At 49.8% G+C, this 14,635-nt stretch carries 15 protein-coding genes; 5 read left to right on the top strand and 10 right to left on the bottom strand.

All coding sequences use genetic code 11. The features are described 5' to 3' along the window. Positions 1-2 precede the first annotated feature (2 nt). The 7 genes from rlmH to leuS all read right to left on the bottom strand — a co-directional run bounded on the left by rlmH (position 3) and on the right by leuS (position 6,538). Entirely contained in the window at positions 3-470 is a 468-nt protein-coding gene (gene rlmH / locus QZF50_RS11665; RefSeq protein WP_000776105.1) for a 23S rRNA (pseudouridine(1915)-N(3))-methyltransferase RlmH, read from the bottom strand. Positions 471-473: 3 nt separating this feature from the next. Then, positions 474-791 (bottom strand): ribosome silencing factor, encoded by a 318-nt coding sequence (rsfS, locus tag QZF50_RS11670; RefSeq protein WP_001161664.1) that lies wholly within the window; start codon positions 789-791, stop codon positions 474-476. A gap of 259 nt (positions 792-1,050) precedes the next feature. Continuing rightward, positions 1,051-1,662, bottom strand: coding sequence for an adenosylcobalamin/alpha-ribazole phosphatase (locus QZF50_RS11675; RefSeq protein ID WP_001471206.1), 612 nt, complete (start codon positions 1,660-1,662; stop codon positions 1,051-1,053). A 23-nt stretch (positions 1,663-1,685) separates the two neighbouring features. Continuing rightward, entirely contained in the window at positions 1,686-2,327 is a 642-nt protein-coding gene (nadD, locus tag QZF50_RS11680; RefSeq protein WP_000838889.1) for a nicotinate-nucleotide adenylyltransferase, read from the bottom strand. Position 2,328: 1 nt separating this feature from the next. Beyond that, the gene (gene holA / locus QZF50_RS11685) at positions 2,329-3,360 is read right to left on the bottom strand and encodes a DNA polymerase III subunit delta (RefSeq protein ID WP_000620532.1); all 1,032 of its coding nucleotides are present in this window, start codon (positions 3,358-3,360) and stop codon (positions 2,329-2,331) included. Further along, positions 3,360-3,941, bottom strand: a complete 582-nt coding sequence (gene lptE / locus QZF50_RS11690) for an LPS assembly lipoprotein LptE (protein ID WP_001269673.1) — start codon at positions 3,939-3,941, stop codon at positions 3,360-3,362. Before lptE ends, holA begins: the two co-directional genes overlap by 1 nt. A gap of 14 nt (positions 3,942-3,955) precedes the next feature. Beyond that, positions 3,956-6,538, bottom strand: coding sequence for a leucine--tRNA ligase (gene leuS / locus QZF50_RS11695; protein ID WP_001157890.1), 2,583 nt, complete (start codon positions 6,536-6,538; stop codon positions 3,956-3,958). 234 nt (positions 6,539-6,772) lie between these two features. On the opposite strand from leuS, the gene QZF50_RS11700 reads away from it, so the two are divergent. After that, the gene (locus QZF50_RS11700; RefSeq protein ID WP_001044880.1) at positions 6,773-7,255 is read left to right on the top strand and encodes a zinc ribbon-containing protein; all 483 of its coding nucleotides are present in this window, start codon (positions 6,773-6,775) and stop codon (positions 7,253-7,255) included. Between the two features lie 69 nt (positions 7,256-7,324). Here the strand turns inward: QZF50_RS11700 and ybeQ are convergent, their stop codons facing one another. After that, positions 7,325-8,302 carry a Sel1 family TPR-like repeat protein YbeQ gene (gene ybeQ, locus QZF50_RS11705; protein ID WP_000578195.1) on the bottom strand — a complete coding sequence of 326 codons (978 nt, stop codon included), beginning with the start codon at positions 8,300-8,302 and terminating at the stop codon, positions 7,325-7,327. Between the two features lie 163 nt (positions 8,303-8,465). On the opposite strand from ybeQ, the gene QZF50_RS11710 reads away from it, so the two are divergent. Both QZF50_RS11710 and QZF50_RS11715 read left to right on the top strand, forming a co-directional pair. Further along, complete coding sequence (locus QZF50_RS11710; protein WP_000367017.1) at positions 8,466-9,173, top strand: DUF1266 domain-containing protein; 708 nt, start codon at positions 8,466-8,468, stop codon at positions 9,171-9,173. Next, complete coding sequence (locus QZF50_RS11715; protein WP_000786606.1) at positions 9,170-10,597, top strand: J domain-containing protein; 1,428 nt, start codon at positions 9,170-9,172, stop codon at positions 10,595-10,597. Before QZF50_RS11710 ends, QZF50_RS11715 begins: the two co-directional genes overlap by 4 nt. 9 nt (positions 10,598-10,606) lie before the next feature. On the opposite strand, the gene QZF50_RS11720 is transcribed toward QZF50_RS11715, so the two are convergent. Beyond that, entirely contained in the window at positions 10,607-11,161 is a 555-nt protein-coding gene (locus tag QZF50_RS11720) for a tetratricopeptide repeat protein (protein ID WP_001035666.1), read from the bottom strand. Positions 11,162-11,262: 101 nt separating this feature from the next. Here QZF50_RS11720 and QZF50_RS11725 point away from each other — a divergent pair, with 101 nt between their 5' ends. Together QZF50_RS11725 and djlC are read left to right on the top strand one after the other, a co-directional pair. Beyond that, a complete protein-coding gene (locus tag QZF50_RS11725; RefSeq protein WP_001030930.1) occupies positions 11,263-11,970 on the top strand; it encodes a DUF1266 domain-containing protein in 708 nt (235 codons plus the stop codon). Next, positions 11,967-13,418, top strand: a complete 1,452-nt coding sequence (gene djlC, locus QZF50_RS11730; RefSeq protein ID WP_001306979.1) for a co-chaperone DjlC — start codon at positions 11,967-11,969, stop codon at positions 13,416-13,418. The genes QZF50_RS11725 and djlC overlap by 4 nt, the downstream gene beginning before the upstream one ends. 59 nt (positions 13,419-13,477) lie before the next feature. On the opposite strand, the gene hscC is transcribed toward djlC, so the two are convergent. Next, the coding region (gene hscC, locus QZF50_RS11735) for a molecular chaperone HscC (protein WP_290388877.1) at positions 13,478-14,635 on the bottom strand (1,158 nt) is incomplete at its 5' end.

Below are 14,635 nucleotides of genomic sequence, written 5' to 3' on the forward strand. Positions count from 1 at the left end.
TATCACTCACGGTGATAAGGATGGTTGGTGGTGATGCTCCACGCCCGGTACAGACTCTCTGCGACCAGCACGCGAACCAGCGGATGGGGGAGGGTAAGCGTCGACAGCGACCAGCTCTGCTCCGCCGCCGCTTTACAGGCAGGCGACAACCCTTCAGGCCCGCCAATCAGTAGACTGACGTCGCGACCATCCAGCTTCCAGCGTTCCAGCTCAGCGGCTAACTGCGGCGTATCCCAGGGCTTGCCTGGAATATCGAGGGTGACAATGCGGTTTTTGCCTGCGGCCGCCAACATCTGCTCACCCTCTTTGTCGAGTATGCGCTTGATGTCCGCATTCTTGCCGCGTTTTCCGGCCGGAATTTCAATCAGCTCGAAGGGCATATCTTTCGGAAAACGACGCAGGTACTCGGTAAAACCGGTTTGTACCCAGTCCGGCATTTTCGTTCCCACGGCGACAAGTTGCAGCTTCACGCATTAACTCCAGAGTTTTTCCAGTTCATACAGGCGACGGCTCTCTTCCTGCATGACATGGACAATCACATCGCCCAAATCCACGACAATCCAGTCGGCGCTGTTTTCACCTTCTACGCCGAGCGGTAACAGGCCCGCTGCGCGAGACTCCTGCACAACGTGGTCAGCAATGGACATAACATGACGGCTGGACGTACCCGTACAGATGATCATGCAGTCGGTGATGCTGGATTTGCCTTGAACGTCTAAGGCGATGATGTCCTGACCTTTGAGGTCATCAATTTTGTCGATAACAAAATCCTGGAGTGCTTTACCCTGCAAGTTTTCCCCCTGGGTGAATCAAATAGATAAAAATGGTCTGTCAGTATACCTGAACCAGAGGCGATTTCGGGACAATTGTCGCCGAATCGGCTTTCGAAAGTGGGCTATCATCCCACCCCGCGCCGCAGATTGCATCGCCATTTTTGTAAAACAATTTCTACAAAGTCGTGTCTGGCGAAAAAAGTCTGGCTGCGGAGAATATCAGCCTGCCCGGGTCTGTCAATGGTCGTTGCGGCTTACCCGTAAAAAAACAGAAAAGTCATGCATTCTCGACCCCGATGGCACGGCTATTGAGGACGCGTAGCGTCGCGAATTTTTGGTTGATATCAATGGTGCTCCAACACCCCTGGTCAACGCGAAAATGCCACATAGCCTCGGCAGGCATGCCAATTAAACGGGCGATTAACAGACTCAGTACACCCTGATGGCTGACGACTAAAATATTCTGATAGTGCTGAAATTCACTAAGCCTTGCGATAAAGCGTTCCACACGTTGCGAAAATGCCTGAAATCCTTCACCGTTCGTGGGGATTGCATGCTGCCAGTCATTGCACCACGCGCTATAGTTTTCGGCATCTTCTTGCATGAGGTCGCGATGATGTCGCATCTCCCAGTCGCCAAAAAACATTTCGTTGAGTTCAGGGATGATATGAACGGGGAGCTGGCGGTCACTGAGAACCCGTCGCGCGGTATGCTGTGCCCGTTCCAGTTCACTGCATAAAACCAGATCAAAGGAAACACCATGTAGCAGCGTATGCAGATTTTGCGCTTGCTCAATACCGCGTGCGGTCAGGGGTGTGGGCGCATGACCGCTGTACAGACCATCGACATTCGCTTGCGTTTCGCCATGACGAATTAACCACAGTCGCATCATGCCCTCCGTAACGACAGGTATCAGCGATACAAGCCTTGTTGGTTAATGTAAGTCAGTACCGGTTCCGGCAATAAATCCTCACACGATTCACCGTTTTGCAAACGTTCGCGGATGATGGTCGCCGAGATGTTAAACCACGGCGTTTCAGCCAGATAAATTTTACCGGCAGGCTGAAGGTGAAGATCTTCCGGGTTATGTGTCAAATGATCTTCCAGCCATTGCTGGTATTGCGGTTGCGCCATTTCAAGTGGGTAACCTGGACGCCGACAGACGATCAAATGTGCATTGTCGAGTATCGTTTCGTATTCGTACCAGGTCGGAAAGGTCAGCAATGAATCCTGACCAATAATAAACGCCAGCGGCACGTCCGGCCCTTGTTCCTGCCGCCACTCTTTCAGTGTTTGCGCAGTGTAAGAGGGGGCATTGCGCTTTAGCTCGCGTTCATCAAGAGTAAATAATGGCTTGTCGGCAATCGCCAGTTCAAGCATGTGTTTACGCTGCACGCTGTTCGCTTCCGGCTGGGGACGATGCGGAGGAACATTATTAGGGATGATTGTGACCCGCGTCAGACCAATCAAATTCGCCAGCGTTTCCACGGGTTTAAGATGACCATAGTGCACCGGATCAAAGGTGCCGCCAAACAGAGCCTGTAAAGATTTCATATCAACCGTCGATAAATACGTCCGCCAGGGGTTTATGGCACAACAGAAGAGATAACCCTTCCAGCTCTGCCCACACTGACTGACCGTAATCTTGTTTGAGGGTGAGTTCCGTTCGTGTCAGGAGTTGCACGGCCTGACGTAACTGCGGCTGGCTTAAGCGATTTAACGCCTCGCCCATCATGCCCCGGCGGTTCTGCCATACCCGATGCTTATCAAACAACGCACGCAGTGGCGTATGGGCAGACTGGCGTTTCAGGTTAACCAGTAACAACAGTTCACGTTGTAATGTGCGCAACAAAATAACCGGCTCGCTGCCTTCCAGACGCAGTTGCTGAAGAATATGCAACGCGCGCTTACTTTTTCCCATCAACAAAGCATCAACCCAATGAAAAGGGGTGAAATGCGCGGCATCATTCACCGCCTGTTCAACGCGCGGTAATGTCAATTTGCCGTCTGGCCAGAGCAGCGATAAACGCTCCAGTGCCTGAGCCAGCGCCAGCAGGTTACCTTCATAACAGTAGCAGAGCACCTGATTTGCAGCGTCATCCAGTTCTAAGTTGAGCTGTTTTGCGCGCGCAGCAACCCAGCGGGGAAGCTGAGCCTGCTCCGGTGTCTGACAGGTCACCTGCACGCTGCGATTCGCAAGCGCAGTAAACCAGGCGGCATTTTCTTGCGCTTTGCTTAATTTATTACCGCGGACGATCAACAGCAGGTCGTCATGCAGAAGTCCGGTGAGTGTGAGAAGTTGTTCATTGATCGCCGCATTCGGTCCGTTTTCTGGTAACAACAGCAATAGCGTTTGTCGACTGGCAAACAGACTCATAGCCTGGCATAACGAAAAGATCGCATTCCAGTCAGTGTTGGGATCAATGGAAAAAGTGTGGTGTTCTTCGAATCCTTGTGCCGCAGCTACCTGACGAACAGCGTCCTGGCTTTCCTGCAATAACAGAGGATCGTTACCAAGTAAAAGATACGCCGCGCGCAGCCCTTCATTGAGCTGCGCGCGGAGTTGTTCCGGGTACAACCGAATCATCAGTTACCCAGCGTGGTGGAGACGCGTGCAGGCGTTGCCGGAGTATCCGTTGTGGTCGACGTCTGTTCTTCGTCGGAACGAATATCCGCAGCACGGATGCTTGGCAGCTTACGAATCAGCTGTTCGGCAGCACGGTCGTACATCTCTTTTACGATCATGTCTTGTTCGTTATCTTTCGCTAACGCCATTTGCGGGTTATCAAAGAACGAACGGAAGACTTTGGCGCTAATCGGGTAGATATCACGGCCGGGGATCAACACGGTCGCATTCACCGTCATGATCATCTGATACTCTGCTGTTTGACCGTTACGGAATACCGATGCGGTATCTTTCGCGATGCTCACTTTACCCAAACGCAGGGATGGAACGTCCTTACGCGTGGTTTCTTTATCAAGCAACTCGACACCATTCAGACGTAACTGGTTACGCACCGCACGGCTTAATGGCCCGTTCGGATCGCCTGAGTCCAGGATCATGACCTTCATAGTGGAAGGAACCTGCGTGGTATCACGCAGATGCCAGCCACACCCGGCGGTGATTAACACCGCCAGAGATAACAACAATGTTGCCAGATATCGCACGCTTCCTCCCGCGCTTAGCCAACGACCAGATTGAGGAGTTTACCTGGTACGTAAATCACTTTACGCACGGTAACGCCATCAAGATATTTTGCTACCAGATGTTCCTGGCCAGCACGTTCGCGAACCTGTTCTTCCGTTGCGTCCACCGGAACGGTGATTTTGGCACGGACTTTACCGTTAACCTGCACCACGACCAGCGTGGAGTCTTCCACCATCGCTTTTTCGTCAGCAACCGGCCACGGCGCGTTGTCGATATCGCCTTCGCCTTTCAGTTCCTGCCACAGCGTGAAGCAGATGTGCGGGGTGAACGGGTTAAGCATACGGACAACGGCCAGCAGCGCTTCCTGCATCAGAGCGCGATCCTGCTCGCCATCGGTTGGTGCTTTCGCCAGTTTGTTCATCAGCTCCATAATCGCCGCAATTGCGGTGTTGAAGGTCTGACGACGGCCGATATCATCGGTCACTTTAGCGATCGTTTTATGCACATCGCGACGCAGCGCTTTCTGATCTTCAGTCAGCGCATCAACGTTCAGTGCCGCAACATCACCTTTTGCTGTGTGCTCGTAAACCAGTTTCCAGACACGTTTCAGGAAGCGGTTAGCCCCTTCCACACCGGATTCCTGCCATTCGAGAGTCATATCAGCCGGAGAAGCAAACATCATAAACAGACGAACGGTGTCCGCGCCGTAACGTTCAACCATCACCTGCGGGTCGATACCGTTGTTCTTCGACTTGGACATTTTGCTCATGCCGGTATAAACCAGTTCATGGCCTGCCGCATCTTTCGCTTTCACGATACGGCCTTTCTCGTCACGTTCAACGATAGCATCAACCGGGGAAACCCAGTTACGTTCGCCGTTTTCGCCAACATAGTAGAAGGCATCTGCCAGCACCATACCCTGACACAGCAACTGTTTCGCTGGTTCGTCAGAGTTCACCATGCCTGCATCACGCATCAGTTTGTGGAAGAAGCGGAAGTAGAGCAGGTGCATAATGGCGTGTTCGATACCACCAATGTAGATATCCACCGGCAGCCAGTAGTTAGCCGCTTCGGAATCCAGCATACCTTCTTTGTACTCTGGGCAAGTGTAGCGCGCATAGTACCAGGAGGACTCCATAAAGGTGTCGAAAGTGTCGGTTTCACGCAGCGCTGGCATACCGTTAACGGTAGTTTTTGCCCACTCCGGATCTGCTTTAATCGGGCTGGTAATGCCGTCCATCACCACATCTTCCGGCAGGATCACCGGCAGCTGGTCGTCCGGGGTCGGCATTACGGTACCGTCTTCCAGCGTCACCATCGGAATCGGCGCGCCCCAGTAACGCTGACGAGAAACACCCCAGTCGCGCAGGCGGTAGTTCACTTTACGCTCGCCAACGCCCATCGCAGTCAGTTTATCGGCGATGGCGTTGAAGGCCGCTTCATGGTCAAGACCGTTGAATTCGCCAGAGTTGAACAGCACGCCTTTTTCAGTCAGGGCTTGCTGAGAAAGATCTGGCTCAGAGCCGTCAGCAGCCAGGATAACTGGTTTGATGTTCAGGCCGTATTTAGAGGCAAACTCGTAGTCGCGCTGGTCGTGACCCGGAACCGCCATAACTGCGCCCGTGCCGTACTCCATCAATACGAAGTTTGCTGCCCAAACGGGAATTTCTTCGCCCGTTAATGGGTGAACAGCTTTAAAGCCAGTATCGACGCCTTTTTTCTCCATCGTCGCCATTTCAGCTTCGGCAACTTTGGTGTTACGGCATTCGTCAATAAAGGCCGCCAGTTCAGGATTATTTTCCGCCGCTTTCTGCGCCAGCGGATGACCCGCAGCTACCGCCAGGTAGGTACAACCCATAAAGGTGTCCGGGCGGGTAGTGTAAACGGTCAGCGTGTTGTCATAGTCGTTAACGTTGAAGGTGATCTCCACGCCTTCGGAACGACCGATCCAGTTACGCTGCATGGTTTTAACGGTGTCTGGCCAGTGATCCAGTTTATCCAGATCGTTGAGCAGCTCGTCAGCGTAAGCAGTGATTTTGATAAACCACTGCGGGATCTCTTTACGTTCAACTTTGGTATCGCAGCGCCAGCAGCAGCCGTCGATAACTTGTTCGTTCGCCAGTACGGTCTGGTCGTTCGGGCACCAGTTGACCGCAGAAGTCTTCTTATATACCAGGCCTTTTTTATACAGCTCGGTGAAGAATTTCTGTTCCCAACGGTAGTATTCCGGCGTACAGGTTGCCAGCTCGCGGCTCCAGTCATAACCAAAGCCCAGCATTTTGAGCTGGTTTTTCATATACGCGATGTTGTCGTACGTCCACGGTGCCGGAGCGGTATTGTTTTTCACCGCCGCGCCTTCCGCAGGCAGACCAAACGCGTCCCAGCCGATCGGCTGCAGGACGTTTTTGCCCAGCATACGCTGGTAGCGGGCGATCACGTCACCGATGGTGTAGTTACGTACGTGGCCCATGTGTAGTCGACCAGAAGGATAGGGAAGCATAGACAGGCAGTAATACTTCTCTTTGCTCTCGTCTTCGGTTACTTCAAATGTGCGCTTCTCATCCCAATGAAGCTGTACTTTGGATTCTATCTCTTCCGGGCGGTATTGCTCTTGCATGGCAGCCAGTGGTCCTGTTTTCAATACGGCTACAAATGTAGCGTTGAGGTGGTTTTTCAGATCCGCATAGCATAGCCCAAACGTCCGCGTCAAAACAGCCTTTCGCGCACTCGACGTTGAAATGATGCCCGGATTATTCATACATTAATTTACAGAGTTTGTGGGCGTATTAGCAAAGCAAGGAACAAAGAACGTCTATTATTATAGTCAGTTAACGACCCGGGAGATGAAACGATGAACAAGGTTGCTCAATATTACCGTGAACTGGTTGCGTCACTGAGCGAACGCCTGCGCAATGGCGAACGTGATATCGACGCACTGGTGGAACAGGCGCGCGAGCGCGTAATAAAAACAGGGGAGTTAACGCGAACCGAGGTCGATGAGCTGACGCGAGCTGTCAGACGTGACCTGGAAGAGTTCGCCATGAGCTATGAAGAGAGCCTGAAAGAAGAATCTGACAGCGTCTTTATGCGGGTGATTAAAGAAAGCTTGTGGCAGGAGCTGGCAGACATCACCGATAAAACGCAGCTTGAATGGCGCGAAGTTTTCCAGGACCTCAATCATCATGGGGTTTATCACAGCGGAGAAGTGGTCGGGCTGGGAAATCTGGTCTGCGAGAAATGTCACTTCCATCTCCCGATCTACACACCGGAAGTGCTGACGCTATGCCCGAAATGTGGTCATGACCAGTTCCAGAGACGCCCGTTTGAGCCGTAATAGTCTGATTTCGCACAGCAATAAAGAGAATATGGGCCGAATGAAATTCCCCGGCCCTTGTTTTTATCTCTACAGTAAATCTTCAGTCTCACGAATTTCCTGACTGACATCTCTGGTTCCGGATGACTGAACTTTACGATACAGGTCGAGAGCCTGTCGGAGATCGACAGGTCTTCCTTCTCCGTAGTGATACATAATGGCCAGGTTATACCAGGCAGTGGCGTCATTGCATTCAGCGGCTTTCGTAAACCATTCAAAGGCAGCCTGATAATCTTTCTCAACGCCTTGTCCGTGTTTATACATATAACCGATGTTGACGTAAGCGCCGACGCTCCCCTGAGCGGCAGCCTTCAGATACCAGTACATCGCTTGCTTATAGTCCTGGTCCACCCCTTCGCCAGCGTTATAATCCCATGCAATTTGAAACTGAGCATGCCGATTACCCTGCTGTGCGCTTTTCAAATACCAGAATGCGGCGAGTGTCTCGTTTTGAGCAACGCCTTTTCCGTCTTCATAAAGATCGGCCAGATTGTTTTGCGCGTCACTATGGCCTTGTAATGCAGCTTGTTTGTACCAGAAAAATGCCAGCGCATAGTCTTTTGCGACTCCGTTGCCATTTCTGTACATCCACCCAAGATTATTTTGCGCATAAGACATTCCGCTCTCCGCGGCTATCTGATACCAGACAACCGCTTCTTTATAATTGGGGTCTTCTCCACGATCCAGTATCCAGCCAAGGGCGTTGGAAGCGAAAGTATGGCCTTGTAGGGCAGCTTTTTTCAGCCAAAAGATGGCATGCTCATTATCTTTATGACGGCTTTTATCCTCAGTATACTTTTGCCCTAAGGAATATTGTGCTTCACAATGACCTTGCTCGGCGGCCAGCTTCAGCCAGTAAAAGGCTTTTTCGTCGTCCGGAGAATCAATTGCGCTATCGCGATTATAATAAAACCCAACAATATATTGAGCCTCGCAATCGCCTTTTTCAGCACGTTCGATAATTTCATCTATTGATAAATTATCGCAGCAAGTTGACGTGAAAATCATTATCATTTCCTTATGGTTGCAGATAAAACATATTATATTTTTATGTGTTCCATTTTTGCGTAAGCCTTATTTTATGCGTATTATGTCGCGTCAGAAAAGTATAAATAAACGAGCCTCGCAATGCGGCTAATATTCATTTAATGAATATTTAAGGATAAATTATATGGACATGGAGTCGCAAAAAATATTGTTTGCACTTTCCACTCCGATGGAAATACGCAATGAATGCTGTTTACCTTCGCATTCATCACCCAAAATGTATTTAGGTACATGCTTTTTTGACCTTTCTTCCTCCTGGGGAATTGATGCCCGTGATGACCTGCTGCGCACAATTCACCGAATGATCGATAACGGTCATGCCGCTCGGTTGGCAGGGTTTTATCACCGCTGGTTTCGTTATTCGCCATGTGAATGGCGTGACTATCTTGCTGAACTAAATGAGCAAGGTCAGGCTTATGCGCAATTTGTCGCCAGCACCGCCGAATGCTGTGGTGAGGGAGGAATTAAAGCCTGGGATTATGTCCGGATGGGTTTTTTAAGCCGAATGGGCGTACTTAATAACTGGTTGAGCGAAGAAGAAAGTCTATGGATCCAGTCGCGCATTCATCTACGGGCTCTACGTTATTATCGTAACTGGCGGCAATACTTTGCCGGTTATACCTTTGGTCGGCAATATTGGCAGTCTCCCGAAGATGATCATCTGCAGTTATTACGCGAATTCTTAGCGCGTAAAGAATACGACGATTCCGGCAATGATATGTTTTATCAATTATTTGCCAGTGATGATGCGTATTACCCTACCTTGTCCTGGCAACCATTGGCTTACTATTCTGCATGCCCGGAAACGCTTAAGGATATGAGCGACCTATGAAAAATTGCTGGAAGATTCTCGAAATAGAGGAAACGACTGACGTCGATATTATCCGCCGCGCTTATCTGGCGCTGTTACCGTCCTTTCATCCAGAAACCGATCCGCAGGGTTTTAAACAACTTCGTCAGGCGTATGAGGAGGCGCTCCGGATTGCGCAGTCGCCTGCTAAATCTGTTTGGCAACCAGAAGAATATGAGGTAGCAGAACATGAAATTCTGCTCGCCTTTCGCGCGTTACTTGCCTCTGATAGCGAACGTTTTCTGCCCTCCGCCTGGCAGCGATTCATTCAGCAATTAAATTATTGCTCGATGGAAGATATTGATGAATTACGCTGGTCGCTGTGCACAATCGCCATGAACACTGCCCATTTATCCTTCGAGTGCGTGGTGTTATTAGCAGAAAGATTGCGGTGGTTGCAGGAGGAAAACGTCGGGGAAATAGACGAAGAAGAACTGGAATCCTTTTTATATGCCATTGCGAAGGGGAATGTTTTTAACTTCCAGACCATTCTGCATCTGCCCGTTGCCGTGCAAAATGACACCATCGATTTTTACCAAATGTTCGCTCGGATTTGGTCATCGCATCCAGAATGGCTGACATTGTATTTAGCGCAACATCGCGCAGTGATCATCCCCGATGATGCAAAACTGCACAGAAATTTACTCCGCTGGTATAGCGCAGGTCGCCTGGATATCCCCGAACTTCTGGATTACGCCCGGTCGTGGCGGGAAGCTGAACCTGATAATGAAGATGCGCGTTATTATGAATACGCGCAACGCGTCTATTGTGGAGAAGGCGAAAGCTTGCTGGCAGAACTTTGTGACTACTGGCGCGAGTATCCCTCCACCCAGGCGGATGCTTTAATGTTGCAATGGTGCCGTCAGCATCGGGTCGATTATTACCCATTAGTGGTGATGATGATTGAAGCGCGTGATCTGGTTAACGATAAGGGAAAACCGCTACTTTATGTCCCCGGCGACAGCGCCCGTACGCGTTTTCATTTATACGAAATACTCAGCGATGAAAAACTCTCTGCGCTGGGACGTTCACTGGTCGAGATGGTTTTGCACAAAGGACGTAAGCCGCGGATCTCACTCACGCGTGATACAGAACATCCCTTATGGCCATTATATTTAGTTGCCAAACAATTAGTGCAGGCTAGCCAACCGACAGAAGAATCATTAATGCCGATTGTGAGCCGCCTTGATGCGGAAGATCGTTGTCCACTGGAAGCATTAATTATTCGTCGATTATTAATTCAGGCGGCGAATTTTACCGAGAAGCAAACTGTTGAACCGGAGCCGCAACCGCAGCCAATGCCCGTTGACGATGGTGGGCCAGGCTGTCTGGGCATCATTAAAATTATTTTCTATATTTTTATCTTTGCTGGTTTGATAGGGAAAATACTCCATCTGTTCGGGTGACAGTCGACGTTAATGTGCGGGAAGCCCGGCAAGTAATCTTTCCGCATTTTTGTAATGTTGTTTGGCGGCCAGTTTTAACCATTTTTGAGATTCATAATGGTTAACATTAATACCTGAGCCATTTCTGTAGATCAAACCTAAAGTATATTGAGCATGAGCATACCCTTGTTCAGCTGCTTCCTTATACCAGAGAATTGCTTTACGGGTGTCGGGTTTGACCCCCAGACCTTTGAGGTAGATCCACCCCAGTTTACTTTGCGCGCGTGGATTTTCCTGTTCCGCTGATTGCTCATACCAGTATCTCGCCTGTGTATAATCCAGTGGTTTACCGTCGCTACCATGAAGATAAAATTCTCCAAGGCGATATTGCGACGTTGAGTGACCATGAATCGCGGAAAGCTCCGTGGCTGCCGTGGTGAATGGAAGACTGCCCGGTGATCTTAAATAATCAAAGGCATAATTCACCATGGCTTTATCACGCAACGTCGTTTTCTTGGGTTGGCTAATACAGGTAATTGCTGCAACTATAAAAATTGCGAATATATACATTAATTTTTTATTCATGTGTGAATGCTTCGATTTTCTTTTTATTTTGAAAGCGTCAAGTTTATACTCATCAATAATAAAAAAGTAGTCAGTTAATGCACTTAAGGGATTATTAACAAATGAATAAGGAAGAACAATATCTTCTTTTTGCGCTTTCTGCGCCCATGGAAATACTTAATCAGGGTTGCAAACCCGCGCATGACTCGCCAAAAATGTATACCGGTATAAAAGAATTCGATCTCTCATCATCCTGGGGAATAAATAATCGTGATGATTTAATTCAGACTATTTATCAGATGACTGATGATGGTCATGCCAATGATTTAGCTGGCTTATATCTGACATGGCATCGCTCTTCCCCTGAAGAGTGGAAAGCATTAATTGCTGGTGGCTCGGAGAGAGGGTTGATTTATACCCAATTCGTTGCCCAAACCGCTATGTGCTGTGGAGAAGGGGGAATCAAAGCCTGGGATTATGTTCGAATGGGGTTTCTGTCACGGGTCGGTGTGCTCAACAACTGGCTGACGGAAGAAGAGAGTTTATGGCTGCAATCGCGCGTCTATGTACGAGCTCACCATTACTATCACAGCTGGATGCACTATTTTTCCGCCTATTCGTTAGGACGTCTCTACTGGCAATCTTCTCAGTGCGAAGACAACACTTCGCTACGCGAGGCGCTAACCCTGTACAAATACGATAGCGCCGGGAGTCGGATGTTCGAAGAGCTGGCAGCGGGAAGCGATCGTTTCTATGCCACGCTTCCCTGGCAGCCATTAACTGTCCAGCCTGAATGCCCGGTAACGCTTAAGGATGTGAGCGACCTATGAAAACATGTTGGCAAATCCTCGAAATTGAAAGCACGACGCAAATAGACATTATCCGCCAGGCTTATCTTGCTCGCTTACCGTTATGTCATCCCGAAACCGATCCGCAGGGGTTTAAAGCATTACGCCAGGCCTATGAAGAGGCCCTGCGACTGGCGGTAAATCCTGTCGGGGAAGCAGATAATGAAGATAAAGATGCCGCCGCTGAACATGAAATACTACGTGCATTCAGGACATTACTGGATTCAGAAAGTGATCGTTTTCAGCCCTCCGCCTGGCAGAAATTTATTCAGCAATTAAATACCTGGAACATGGAGGATGTCGATCAATTACGCTGGCCGCTGTGTGCAATCGCTATAGAAGCGCGATATCTTTCATTAAATTGTGCTTCTTTGCTGGCAGAGCGTTTGAACTGGCATTCGTTTAATGACAGCGAAGGAATGGATGAGGAAGAAAGGGAGGCTTTTCTTGAGGCCATTCAGGCTGGTGATTGTTTCGATTTCCTTAGCCTTCTGGAATATCCCGTCGCGTTACAGAACCAGACTGTTGAATATTACTTCGCGCTGGAACGTTGCTGCCGTTACCATCCTGACTATGTCACTGCGTTTTTGGCGATGGAAGGTCCGTGGTTCATTCCTGATGATGCAAAGTTACATCGCAAACTGTTGCGCTGGTACAGCTCGGTGCAAACAGGTATGGCGGAACTCATTCCTGTAGCCAAACAGTGGCAAGCGGAAGAACCAGAAAGCGAAGATGCCCGGTATTACCAGTGTGCACAACGTTTGTACTGCGGCGAGGGGGAAAGCCTGCTTGCTGAGCTCTGCGCATACTGGGAGAGTTACCCATCTACACAAGCTGATAATTTGTTGTTGCAGTGGAGCAAGCGTCATTGCCCGGATTATTTCGCGTTATTAGTGATGGTTATCGAAGCGCGGAGCATGGTAGATGCGCAAGGTCAACCGCTGAAATATGTTCCTGGTGAGAGCGCCCGGACGCGGCTGTTATGGGCGGAAATTTTACATAGCGGAAAATTATCGCCGTTAGGTCAATCGTTTATTGAGTCGTTATTCTTCAAACGCAAAGCATGGGCGTGGTGGAAATCGAGAGTCGGTAGCGAGACAGAAGAAGATTCACCGTTACTGGATTTGTATCGGGTAGCGGAACAGGTAGTACTTGAAGCGTTTCCGAAACAAGAGATGCTGGCCCGTCTTAATACAAGGCTGGAAGGCGGAGATGCTCATCCATTAGAGGCCATTATCACCCGGTTGCTGTTGACGAAAGTAAAACTCGAGCCGGAGGATGAAGATGTCGATGAGCCAACACCTGAAAACCATGAAGAAAAAAATGATGAGGGTGAAAAACCACAGAGCATTACCAGCATTATCAAAATCAGTTTAACGGTGCTGGTTATAGGTTATGCTCTCGGCAAAATCGCGATGTTGTTTAGTTGACGATGTGTTTTTTGCGCCGATGCCGGATGCAGCGTTTACGCCGCATCCTGCAGCCGTGATTATGAGGTCTCAATGGCTAAATAAACGCTCGCCCGCCGCCTGACCTCATCGACGCGGGCCATATCGTTTGACTGCAGCGCCGCATCAAAATCGGTGATCACCCGGCCAATCTCTTCTCGCTCGTCACCCAGCGCCCGCGCCCACAACTCTTCCAGTTTGGCTTTAAAGGTGCGATTGATGAGCATATCGCGCGGATAAATTTTCAATGCGGATAACCGCGTCCGACTCTCTTCAATCTGCTGCGCGCTCAATGTTACCGGGCTGTGGTTAATCACTCTGGACTTAACGCTGCCGTCTTCCAGAAGCACGTCAACTTCAAGCAACCCGTTGATATCATAACTAAAGCGAATATCAATCGACTGATAAGCCCCGGTTTTCTTCAACGGCACATCGAAGGATTCCACCAGAATGTTGTTTTTAACTTTGTGGTTTTCTCCCTGATAGACGTTAACCGTAATTGAATCCTGTTCCGGGTGCATGGTTGAATAAGTTTCTACACGCGACACGGGCACAGTGGTGTTTCGTTCAATAATCGGCGAGAAAATGCCGGAAACGCCCTGGCGGTTAACTTCAACGCCCAACGAGTAAGGGCAAATATCAGTGAGGATTACCTCTTCAATATCTTCACTGCGTAAGCGGCAGGCGGCCTGGATTGCTGCGCCCAGCGCGACAATGGTGCTCGGATCGTAACTTTGATACGGTAATTTGCCAAACAGACGCACGGCGATTCGCTGCACCAGCGGCATTTGTGACGCGCCGCCAACCAGCACCAGACTGTCGATTTGACTCGGCTTCAGACGTGCATCGCGCAACGCCTGTTCAATCGGCACTCGCAAGCGATTGAGCAGCGGCAACCACAAATCTTCCAGTTCGTTCTCGTAAAATTCGCACTCCCGCGTTTCATCCTGGTACTGCCAGCGAATGTGCAATGGCGATTGATTGCTACATTTTGCCGCTTCCACACAGGCGTACAAGGCTGCCAGTTCACTCTCGTTAAGCGTGGTCCTGGCGACATCCGCGCGTTTTAAAACCTCATCGACCAGCATATGGGTAAAATCTTCGCCACCAAGAAAGTTGTCGCCAGCGGAGGCGTGAACTTCAATCACCGGCGTGGCGTACTCAAGCACCGTAACGTCAAACGTGCCGCCACCGAGATC

The organism is uncultured Escherichia sp., assembly GCF_948475835.1.
Classification (GTDB): Bacteria; Pseudomonadota; Gammaproteobacteria; order Enterobacterales; family Enterobacteriaceae; genus ECMA0423.

Coding starts and splice junctions, on each gene's coding strand:
- leuS (WP_001157890.1), bottom strand. CDS start 6,538: ATGCAAGAGCAATACCGCCCGGAAGAGATAGAATCCAAAGTACAGCTT.
- QZF50_RS11700 (WP_001044880.1), top strand. CDS start 6,773: ATGAACAAGGTTGCTCAATATTACCGTGAACTGGTTGCGTCACTGAGC.
- QZF50_RS11675 (WP_001471206.1), bottom strand. CDS start 1,662: ATGCGACTGTGGTTAATTCGTCATGGCGAAACGCAAGCGAATGTCGAT.
- QZF50_RS11715 (WP_000786606.1), top strand. CDS start 9,170: ATGAAAAATTGCTGGAAGATTCTCGAAATAGAGGAAACGACTGACGTC.
- holA (WP_000620532.1), bottom strand. CDS start 3,360: ATGATTCGGTTGTACCCGGAACAACTCCGCGCGCAGCTCAATGAAGGG.
- djlC (WP_001306979.1), top strand. CDS start 11,967: ATGAAAACATGTTGGCAAATCCTCGAAATTGAAAGCACGACGCAAATA.
- QZF50_RS11710 (WP_000367017.1), top strand. CDS start 8,466: ATGGACATGGAGTCGCAAAAAATATTGTTTGCACTTTCCACTCCGATG.
- nadD (WP_000838889.1), bottom strand. CDS start 2,327: ATGAAATCTTTACAGGCTCTGTTTGGCGGCACCTTTGATCCGGTGCAC.
- ybeQ (WP_000578195.1), bottom strand. CDS start 8,302: ATGATTTTCACGTCAACTTGCTGCGATAATTTATCAATAGATGAAATT.
- QZF50_RS11725 (WP_001030930.1), top strand. CDS start 11,263: ATGAATAAGGAAGAACAATATCTTCTTTTTGCGCTTTCTGCGCCCATG.
- QZF50_RS11720 (WP_001035666.1), bottom strand. CDS start 11,161: ATGAATAAAAAATTAATGTATATATTCGCAATTTTTATAGTTGCAGCA.